This window comes from Pseudooceanicola lipolyticus (genome assembly GCF_002786325.1).
GTDB lineage: Bacteria > Pseudomonadota > Alphaproteobacteria > Rhodobacterales > Rhodobacteraceae > Pseudooceanicola_C > Pseudooceanicola_C lipolyticus.
In genome coordinates, this window is sequence record NZ_PGTB01000139.1 from 1 (window position 1) to 10,322 (window position 10,322).

A 10,322-nucleotide genomic window follows, 5' to 3' on the forward strand; every position below is an offset into this window, starting at 1 on the left:
CGGCCGGGGGTGTAAGCGCGTCGACCTGCCGGAGGTCAGCCGAACAGCCGCTGGCCCAGCCGCCGGAGCAGCGAAGGTGCACGGGTGGAATCGGCGGGCATCCGCGCGGCCAGCGCCGCGGCGCCGACCGGGTCGACCACGGTTTTGCCGTCCTGGAACTGCAGCCGGTACAGATCGGCATAGATGCCGCCGCGCGCCAGCAATTCATCATGGCTGCCCTCGTCCACCACCCGGCCGCGATCCATCACCACGATCTTGTCGGCATTGCGGATGGTCGACAGCCGATGCGCGATCACCAGCGTGGTACGGCCGCCCGACAACTTGTCGAGCGCGCTTTGCACCACCTGTTCGGATTGTGCGTCCAGCGCGCTGGTCGCCTCGTCCAGCAGCAGGATCGGCGTGTCGCGCAGCAGCGCCCGCGCGATCACCACGCGCTGGCGTTGCCCGCCCGACAGGGCCGAGCCGCGCGGGCCCACCAGGGTCTCCAGCCCCTCGGGCAGCTTGGGCAGGAAATCGGACACATGCGCGGCGTCCAGCACCTTTTGCAATTGCGCGTCGGTCACATCGGTGCGGCCCAGCAGGATATTCTCGCGCAGGGTCTCGTCGAACAGCAGCGCCTCCTGGCTGACCACCGAGAACAGGCCGCGCAGGTCGGGCATCGCCAGGTCGCGCACCTCGACGCCGCCGATCCTGACCGATCCGGATTGCGGGTCGACCAGCCGGGTCAGCACGTTGAACACAGTGGACTTGCCGGCGCCCGAGGCACCGACCAGCGCCGTGGTCTTGCCCGGCTCGGCTGTAAAGCTGAGCCCGCGCAGCACCGGCGCGTCGCCATAGCTGAGCGCAACCTCTTCCAGCCCGATCCCCGGCATCCCCTGCGGCGGCGGCGCCGGCTCGGCCGGCGAGCGGACCTTGATCGGCGCGTCCATCAGCTCTTTCAGCCGTTCCAGCGCCGCGGCGGCCACCTGCCAGGTGCCGCTGACCGAGGCCAGCCGGCGCATCGGGTCGAAGGCAACGCCGATGGCGGTGAAAAAGCTCATGAACTGGCCCACGGTCTTTTCGCCCGAGATGATCTCGGAGCCGCCATAGAGCAGCACGCCCATGATGCCGATGCCGGCCATGATATCGACCATGGCAGTGATCGAGGCGGTGCCGGTGGCGGCGCGGATCTCGGCGCGCACGAAGGTGCGGGTGTGATCGCCGAAGCGCTGCGCCTGGTAATCTTCCAGCCGGTTCAGCTTGATCGGGACGATGCCGTGAAACGCCTCGTCCAGCCGGGTGGCCAGCGCCGCGCCCAGGTCGCGCGCCTGCGAGGCTTTTTTGCGGACATAGCGCTGGGCGACACCGACGGGCAGCAGCAGCAGCGGCACCCCGATCAGCACCACGGCGGTCCATTTCCAGTCGACATTGATGGCGATGCCCAGCAGAAAGATCAGCGAGATCGCGTCGCGCCCGGCGCCGGTGATGATGCTGCGCCACACGTCGTTGACCGAATTCACGTCGATCTGCACCCGCTGGATCAGGAAGCCGGGCGGGTGGGTCTGATGAAACGCGGTGTCCTGGCGCACCAGCCGCTTCAGCAGGTCCATGCGCAGATGCGCGGCGGTGTTCTGCGAGATCCGGGTCAGCAGCACCTTCTGGGTCATCCCGGCGACGCCGCGGATCCAGAAGATGGCGAGAAAGGCAAAGCTGACCCAACCCAGCGCCGAGGTGTTGCCGGCGACGAAGACCAGGTCGAACATCGGTTCCATCATATAGGCCACCGCGCCGGCCATGCTGCCCTCGATCAGCATGAACAGCACCGCGACCGCCAGCAGCCCGATATGGTGGCGCAGATAGCCGCGCCACAGCCAGCCCAGCAATTCGCCCGAAGGGGTACGTGTCTGGCTCATGCAGCGGGTCTTTGGTGGGGGAAGTTGGTCATCGGCCTGCCTTTTCTGATCTGGCCGTCTAGCGGCCGGGCCTGTCGGGTGCAAGTCCGGGCCCGAGTTGCATTGACGCCGTGCCGGGGCCGGTTAGTGTGGGCCGGTAGTTTTCTGTGGACCCTACCATGAGCAAAGATCTGAGCGTCGCGCAAGGGCGCGAATACCTCGCTATTCCCGGCCCTTCGGTGATGCCCGAGGCGGTGTTGCGGGCAATGCACCGCAGCGCGCCGAATATCTACGAGGGCGCGCTGGTCGAGATGACCCATGGCCTTGTTCCCGATCTGCGTCGCGTGGCGCGCACGCGCCACCACGCGGCGATCTATATCAGCAATGGGCACGGCGCCTGGGAAGCGGCGCTGGTCAACGTGCTGGCGCCGGGCGACACCGTGTTCGTGCCGGCGACCGGCCGGTTCGGCCATGGCTGGGCCGACATGGCCGCCGGGCTGGGCATCGAGACCCAGGTGATGGATTTCGGCAAGGCCAGCCCGTTTGACCTGGACCGCGTGGCCGAGGCGCTGCGCGCCGATCGCAGCCACAAGATCAAGGCGGTGCTGGCCACCCATGTGGACACCTCCAGTTCGGTCCGCAACGACATTCCCGGCCTGCGCCGGGTGCTGGACGAAACAGGGCATCCGGCGCTGCTGATGGTGGATTGCATCGCCTCGCTGGCCTGCGACCGCTTCGAGATGGACGAGTGGGGCGTCGATGTCACGGTGGCGGGCAGCCAGAAGGGGCTGATGGTGCCGCCGGGGCTGGGTTTTGTGTTCTTCAGCGACAAGGCGGCCGCGGCGCGGGTGAAGATGGACCGCGTCAGCCGCTATTGGGACTGGGTGCCGCGCGCCAATCCCGCGGAATATTACCAGCATTTTGGCGGCACCGCGCCGACCCATCACCTCTATGGGCTGCGCGCGTCGCTGGACATGATCTTTGAGGAAGGGATTGAACATGTCTGGGCCCGCCACGCCCGGCTGGCGCAGGCGATCTGGGCCGCCTGCGACGCCTGGGGGCAGGGCGGGTCGCTGCGGCTGAACATCTCTGATCCGGCGATGCGCAGCCATGCAGTGACGACGCTGTGCATCGATGCGCCCCATGGTGCCGAGCTGCGCAAATGGGTGTCGGAACATCTGGGCCTGACGCTGGGCCTGGGGGTGGGCATGGCCCTGCCGGGCAGCCCGGAGGCGGGCGGCTTTTTCCGCATGGGTCATATGGGCCATGTCAACGGCCAGATGATCCTGGGCCTGCTGGGCGGGGTCGAGGCCGGGCTGACCGCGCTGGGCGTGCCCCATGGCAAGGGCGCGGTCGAAGCGGCGGCGGCGGTGATCGCCGGGCGTCCGGACTGATCGGGCGCGGTTCAATCCGCGAACAGGTGTTCGGTCTTTGCCAGCTCCAGCGCGGTGTCCGGCGGCACCGTCAAAAAGGCGGCGATGTGCTCGGCATTGGCCGCGGCCGAAGCGGTTTCGCGGATCCGGTGATGATGCGAGAACCCCGCATCGCGGACGCGGTCGGTTTCATGGGCGATGTCGTTGCGGATGGTCGGCAGCAGGCGTTCCAGCGTCGCGGCGCTGGTGCGCTCGCCGGCCAGGCCGACGCGGCGGGCATGGCCGATCAGGAAGTCATCCGAGAACTGGCATTCGATCTCCAGCAGCCGGGTCACCGAACGGTCGCTTTCGAAATCCTGCAGCAGGTCCAGGTTGGCCGGGTCCAGGCAGATGATCAGGCGGTCGGTTTCGTAATATTCGAACAGCATCCGCATCAGCGCCCGGCGGTGGCGCGTGCGTTTTTCCAGCGTCCCCTGGATGCCGCCCAGATCGGGCAGCGGCGTTGATTCCTCGTTGAACAGATATTCGATCGCCGGCAGGTTGGTGACCTGGCGGATGCGGGCCAGCAGCCGCTTGGCCACGTGCCATTTCTTGCAGATCACGATCATCAGCTCGCGTTCGCGGCCCAGCGTGCTTTCGGCCTCCCAGAACCGGGTACCAAAGCGGCGGCCGATGCGGCCGCGGCCGGCGAGGAAGCGGTACAGGTTCTGGCCTTCGTTGGACAGTTCAAAGGCCACGTCGGTCGCGGCATAGAGCGCGCCCAGCCGCGCCTTCAGCTCGTGCGCCTCGGGGCTGATCTTGCGGGCGAACAGGAAATCCTGCGACAGCAGCAGGTCGTAATGGTCGTTGTAGAAGGTGACCGGCATCCCGTAATCCGAGAACATCAGGAAGGTCAGCGTGCGCGTCTCGATCTCGTCATCGGGGACCAGGTGGCGCACCAGGGTCTGAAAGAAGGTCTCGTCAGGGATCCAGGTGGTGCGGAAAAACCGCATGATATCGCGGCGCTTGCGGGTCATGTCGAGGATCCACTCGACGGTGCGGCGGCGCAGGCACCACCACTGGCTGCCGATCTGCATCTGCAGATCCGCCGGGATCGGCCGCGTCAGACCCAGCCGTTTCTGCAGCCGGTAGGCGCGGTAGAACAGTGCCTTCTGGGTTCGTTCGTTGAAATAGTGCCGATAGATCAGCCGGTCATCCTTCATCCCGGTCTTGATCCAGTTGCTGTCGAAGAAATCGAAACTCTCGATGTAATCGACATCGCGCGCATCGAGAAAGCGGTGGGCATATTCCGCCGTCTTGATCGCCATGCAGTCGCCCGACAGCATGTAGAAATGGGTGGCGCGTGGAAACGCCTCCACCGCGGCCTCCAGCGCGTTCAGCGTGGCCTGCACCAGGGACCATTCGCCCCAGCCGCATTTGACCCGGCGACGCACGAAGGTGACATTGGGGTTGTCGGCCAGCGCGGCGCGGATGCTGCGATACTGTTCGGCATCGGCGCGGGCGTCGAAATGGATCGCCAGGACATCGCCCGCCGCGGTCAGCCGCTGCGCCTGCTGCACAATCGCCTCGGGGTCTTTGTGGCAGAGCAGGATATACGCGATCTTTGCCATATGCCGATATCAAGCGCTTGAAGATTGGGGGAATACTGGCCCTGTAGCGGTGAAAACGCCGTGAATAAACCAGCATTCAGAAGGTTTTGCCACCGGGCGCGGGTGCGGATCGCGATCTTGTGGAAAACGTGCCAAAAATGCCAGAGCGATGGGGCCGCCTTGCGCATACGGGATTTGAGAGCGCGGCGCGGGTTGCTATACCGCGCGGGATCGACACAAGCCGGAGGCAGCGCAGATGGGATTTCCGGGAACCTGGATGACGGAATCCGAAAGCATGGTCTACCGGGTGGTGCCGAAATGCGCCTGCTCGACCATCGGCCAGATCATGTATTACTCGGATCACGGCCGGTTTTTCGACGGCGACATCCATGACTCGACCGACGGCCTGCACAAATGGGCGCAGGATCACAGCCAAGAGCCGATCACCCGCAACGTGCAGGCGCATCGCAGCTATGCTTTCACCTGCGTGCGCAACCCCTATACGCGCATCCTCAGTTCCTTCTTCGACAAGATCTGCGGCATTCAGCGCAACGGCAAGCGCTATCGCGGCAACCTGGTGCCGACGCTGACCTATAAATACGGCATCGAGGTCGGCGGCGATGACGGCAAGGACGAGTTCGACCAGGTCAAATCCTTCCGCCGCTTCCTGCTGTTTGCCCGCGACACCATCCGCTGGCGCCGGCCGATGGACCCGGATATTCACTGGTCGGCGATGTCGGGCCATGTGTCGACCTTCATCGCCAATGGCGGTCGCTATGACCGCATCTTCTGGACCGAGAACTTCAACGACGGCATGCAGAGCGTGCTGAATGCGGTCGAGACGCCGGTGAAAGTGGATCTGGACGCCATCCCGCGATTCAACGAAAGCGAGGGGCATGGCCCCAAACGGGCGCATCCCGTCGAGGCCTATTTCGACGACCTGTCGATGCATCTGGTCTATGAGATCTACAAGCGCGATTTCGAGCTGTTCAAATACGATTTCGAGAACCCCGCCAACAAGATGCCGGTGGGCGAAATCGATCTGGACGAGGTGCACAAGAAACTCAGCACCTGACGCGCTGCTTTGATCGGCCCCGCGCTATTGGCTGCGGGGTGGGGCGGTGGTGTCCTCGTCATCCGGCAGCAATCCGGAAGGTTCGATGCCGCGCGTCTCGGCGCTGGCCCGGACCGCCTGGCGCAGCGTCTTGCTGCGCGCCAGCAGCCGGCGAAAACGGTCTTCGTCCAGCACCAGCAGGGTCGTCGGGGCAATCGCGCGCACCTCGGCACGGCGGGTGCGGTTCGACAGGATCGCCATCTGCCCGAACATCTCGCCCCGTCCCAGCCGCCAGGACTGGCCCGCCGTCTCAAGTTCGACCGCGCCCGAGGCGATGAAGGCCACGCTTTTGGCATGGCTGTTCTTGCTTATGATCAATTCGCCGGCATCGACATAGCGGGTCTTGAGCACCCGCCCCAGACGCTTGAGCGCGGCATCGTCGAGATCGGAAAACAGCGGGAATTGCCGGATCAGCGCCACCCGCTGCAGGGTAACGTCCAGGCGCGGGCGCTTTTCGGCGGCGGCGCGGCGCGCATCCAGATCCTGCATCAGCGCGGTATAGACCTCGGCGCCGATCAGGCCGTCTTCGCGCATGGCGACATATTCGCGTTCTTCCAGGCGCATCGCGGTGCGGCGGATAAAGCGGCGTTCCAGTTCCTCGGCATAGCCGGGATATTGCAGCCGCATCCCCTCCAGCGCGGTTTCCACCGCCTCGATCCGGCGCGACAGCAATTCATGCAGCAGGTCGGCCACCCGGCGGCCATGAATGCGGCGGATGCGGCCATCGATAAAGGCGCCCAGATCGCGCAGGATCAGGCGCTGCGACAGCAGCAGTTCGAACCGGTCGGCGGTCATCTGGGCCAGCGGCCCGGACAGGCCCAGACGGCCATGCAGCAGCACGGCGGCCCGGAATGCCCGGCCATAGGCGACGCTGCGCCGGGCCGCGCGCTGATAGCCGCTGCGCCCCTGTGACCGCGCGCCTTCGATCAGCCGGTCGGCATCCGAGATCACCTGTTCCGCCATCCGCGCCGAGATTGTCCGCTCGCGCACCCGCACCAGGATGGTGTCGCGTTCGTGACCGGCCAGCGCGATCAGGCCCAGGGTGATCCGGTCGCGGTCGAGAATGTCGGCGCTGTCCTCGGCCATCTTCACCGCCTGGTCCAGCCGCTCGCCAAAGCGCTTGGCCTCCGAGCGCACTGTCTCGTGGCTCAGATCGTAATTCTCGGTGGTGCGCGAAACGTCCTCGCGCACCGTCTGCAGCGCCACCGCGACGACCTGCCGCGACAGCGCCTCGTCGATCGGCGACAGCCGGTCCAGTCCCAGCCGGCTGATGATCCAGCGCAGCGTGGTGCCCTGCACGATCAGGGTGAACAGGGTGAAGCCGGTGGCCAGAATGCCGACCACCCGCTGGATGCCGTCCGGCACCCGGAAACTTTCGGTCACCGCCAGCGCAAGGGCCAGCGTCACCGCCCCGCGCAACCCGCCCCACAGGATCGCCGCGCGATAGGGGCGTTCAACCGCGGGCGACAGTTTCAGCAGGGTCAACAGCGGCAGCAGCCCGAACAGGATCACCGCCCGCGCCGCGACGGCGGCGACGATGACCACGCCGACCAGAACGAAATCGGTCAGCCGGACCTCTTCCAGCAGCCGTGGGATCAGCAGCGCGGCAAGGATGAAGATCAGCGCCCCCGCCCAATGTGCCAGCACGTCCCACAGTTCGCGCAGGTTGGTCCAGGATTGCGGCGGCAGGCGTCCGGGCGCGGTCAGGTTCAATGTCAGACCGGCGGCGACCACGGCGATCACGCCCGAGGCGCCGACGATCTGTTCGGTGCCGATATAGGCGAGATAGGGCAGCGCCACCGAGATCGAGATCTGGGCCAGTTCGTGGCGCCCGAACAGCGCCATGATCCACACCGCGATCCGCGCCGCCAGCCATCCGGTCAGCGCCCCCCCGACGATCAGCAGCGGAAACCGCGCCAGCGCATCGCCCAGGTCCGGGTCAGGAAGGCCCAGCATCACGAAGCCCATGAACAGGCCGAACAGGGCGATGGCCGCGGCGTCGTTCAGCAGGCTTTCGCCCTCGATGATTCGCGCCAGTCGGCGCGGCGCCGAGATCGACCGGAAGATCGACACCACTGCGGAGGGATCGGTGGTTGACACGATGGCGCCGATCAACAGGCAGGCCGCCAGCGGCAAGGCGCTGGCCCAGGCCAGCGCGTAGCCGACGCTGAGGGTTGCCACCACCACGGCGACCACCGCCAGCACCAGGATCGGCACCCAGTCGTCCAACATCCGGCGCAGGTTCATCCCCAGCGTCGCCTGGAACAGCAGCGTCGGCAGGAACACGTACAGGAAGACATTGGAGCGGATCGGCAGGCCAAGGATGGCTTCGGCTACCGGGTTCAGCGCATCGGTCAGTTCGGTATTCAGGAAAAACGTCGCCCCGGCCCCGATCAGGATACCCAGGACCGCCAGGATCACGCTGTGCGGCAGACGCAGGCGTGCCGCGAACGGCTCGGTCGCGCCAATGACCAGGAACAGCGAGGCGATGATCGTGGTGACGAGAATGATATCCATGATTCGGGAATACCAGAAGATACGGCGAGCGCACGCGCCGTTTGAGGCCAACCCGCCTTGCCGGCTCAGATTTTTATGCGTCAGTTGGGGTGCCGCGCCGGATCGGTCCCGGCGATGGTGAAAACCCGCTCGAACTTGGGGCGTGCACCCCGCATCCGGGACAGGTGGGCCAACCGAAAAACAACAAAGGCGCCCGAAGGCGCCTTGATGCGATGGTCGGAGTGGCGAGATTCGAACTCACGACCCCTGCCTCCCGAAGACAGTGCTCTACCAGGCTGAGCTACACTCCGACCGTGGCGCGGCAAGTACAGCCATTGCGGGGCTTTTGCAAGAGAGACCTGACATTCATTGCGCGCGTCAGAGCAGCCGTTCTGCGGTGCTGACCTGCGGGCTGCCGGCGACGACCGGGCGCGAGCGGGTGCGCAGCACCGGAGTGTGTTCCGAGGTGCCGCCGCGGGCTTCGCGGAAGACGATGTAAAGCCCCGAGGCGATGATCAGGGCGATGCCGGCAAAGGTGGCCGGGCCGGGCCATTCGTCGAACAGCAGCCAGCCATAGAGGATCGCCCACAGCATCTGCGAATATTGCATCGGGGCGACGACGGCGGCATCGGCGTGCTTGTAGGCCTCGATCATCAGCAGCAGCGCGACAAAGGCCAGCAGCGCCAGCGTGGCGTTCAGCGCCAGGGCGGTGCCCTCCATCGGGCTGTAGACAAAGGGCAGGCTGGCCCCCATCACCGCAAGCGAGGCGATCCAGGGGTAAAGCAGCATGACCACGCTGCGCTCTTCCCGGCCGATCTTGCGCACGATGCAGGCCACCAGCGCGCCGCAGACCGCCGCCAGCAGCGCGGCGCCATGGCCCAGGGTCAGCGGCGACTGGCCCGGCTGCAGCACGATCACCACGCCGGCCAGCCCGAGCACGATGGCCAGCCCCCGATGCAGGCGGATCCGTTCGCCCAGGATCGGGATCGCCAGCAGGGTGATCAGGATCGGCGTGGCAAACAGGATGGCATAGGTATCGGCCAGCGGCAGCACCGAGAAGGCATAGAAACAGGCGGCGGTGGCCACCACCATCGCCACGGTGCGCAGCGCCATCCACCAGGGATGCACCGGCCGCAGCGTGCCGGGCAGCGGGTCGCGGATCAGCATCAGGCTGCTGAGCGGAAAGGAAAACAGCACTGTGAAGAAGACGATCTGAAACGGGGCATAGCCGGTTCCCAACAGCTTCACGATGGTGTCATGTCCGGCGTAGATTGCAAACGCGATCAGCGCAAAGACGATCCCCCTGGTCTGGCCGCTCATTCCTGTCTCCTTCGGCGCGACGCGACGGACCCTCCCCGACCGCAGCTTTGACAGGTTGGCGGGGGATTGCAAGGCGGCGGCAAATTTCGGACCTTGCGCAGGCGCCGCGGGAGGTTACGGGAATGAGCTATGTCTTCGATATCGGGATCAGCCTGGAAGACAACCTGCGCCGCGTGGCCGGGCAGGAGGTGCAGAAGGCGCGCGACAGCCTGGCGCGGATCGAATCGGCGCCGGAAGAGTCGGTGCATGACTTGCGCAAGCGGATGAAAAAGCTGCGCGGCCTGCTGCGCCTGCTGCGGCCCGGATTGGGCAAGACCTATAAGGCCGAAAACGCCGCGGCCCGCGAGATTGCGCGCGGGTTTTCCGATATTCGCGATGCGCAGGTGATGGTCAACTCGGTCGACCTGATCTGCAACGAGGCGGGCGCTGACGCGGCGCTGCTGGCGCCGCTGCGTGACTGGGCCGAACAGCGCCGCCGCCGGGTGCTGAAGGTGAAGGGGATCAAGACCCGCGCCCGAGCCGCGCGCGCGGCCTTGAAGACGCTGCGCGCCCGCAGCCG

Annotated in this window: 7 protein-coding genes and 1 tRNA gene; 3 read left to right on the forward strand and 5 right to left on the reverse strand. The window is 66.0% G+C overall.

Annotated elements, in window-relative coordinates; genetic code table 11:
• Window positions 1–35: 35 nt before the first annotated feature.
• Window positions 36–1,892: an ABC transporter ATP-binding protein gene (locus CVM52_RS20420; RefSeq protein WP_100164263.1), complete on the reverse strand. Its 1,857-nt coding sequence runs from the start codon at window positions 1,890–1,892 to the stop codon at window positions 36–38.
• 158 nt (window positions 1,893–2,050) lie between these two features.
• Between CVM52_RS20420 and CVM52_RS20425 the strand changes: the two genes are divergently transcribed.
• Window positions 2,051–3,265: a pyridoxal-phosphate-dependent aminotransferase family protein gene (locus CVM52_RS20425; protein WP_205964999.1), complete on the forward strand. Its 1,215-nt coding sequence runs from the start codon at window positions 2,051–2,053 to the stop codon at window positions 3,263–3,265.
• Window positions 3,266–3,276: 11 nt separating this feature from the next.
• Here the strand turns inward: CVM52_RS20425 and CVM52_RS20430 are convergent, their stop codons facing one another.
• Entirely contained in the window at window positions 3,277–4,854 is a 1,578-nt protein-coding gene (locus CVM52_RS20430) for a DUF5928 domain-containing protein (protein ID WP_100164264.1), read from the reverse strand.
• A gap of 235 nt (window positions 4,855–5,089) precedes the next feature.
• On the opposite strand from CVM52_RS20430, the gene CVM52_RS20435 reads away from it, so the two are divergent.
• Window positions 5,090–5,908 carry a sulfotransferase family protein gene (locus CVM52_RS20435; protein ID WP_100164265.1) on the forward strand — a complete coding sequence of 273 codons (819 nt, stop codon included), beginning with the start codon at window positions 5,090–5,092 and terminating at the stop codon, window positions 5,906–5,908.
• Between the two features lie 24 nt (window positions 5,909–5,932).
• Here the strand turns inward: CVM52_RS20435 and CVM52_RS20440 are convergent, their stop codons facing one another.
• The 3 genes from CVM52_RS20440 to CVM52_RS20450 form a co-directional block, all read right to left on the reverse strand.
• Window positions 5,933–8,464: a cation:proton antiporter gene (locus tag CVM52_RS20440; protein ID WP_100164266.1), complete on the reverse strand. Its 2,532-nt coding sequence runs from the start codon at window positions 8,462–8,464 to the stop codon at window positions 5,933–5,935.
• Between the two features lie 213 nt (window positions 8,465–8,677).
• Window positions 8,678–8,754: transfer RNA gene (locus CVM52_RS20445), tRNA-Pro, on the reverse strand.
• 67 nt (window positions 8,755–8,821) lie between these two features.
• A complete protein-coding gene (locus CVM52_RS20450; RefSeq protein ID WP_100164267.1) occupies window positions 8,822–9,763 on the reverse strand; it encodes a DMT family transporter in 942 nt (313 codons plus the stop codon).
• A 122-nt stretch (window positions 9,764–9,885) separates the two neighbouring features.
• Here CVM52_RS20450 and CVM52_RS20455 point away from each other — a divergent pair.
• A partial coding sequence (locus CVM52_RS20455) for a CHAD domain-containing protein (protein WP_133119912.1) occupies window positions 9,886–10,322 on the forward strand: 437 nt, incomplete at its 3' end.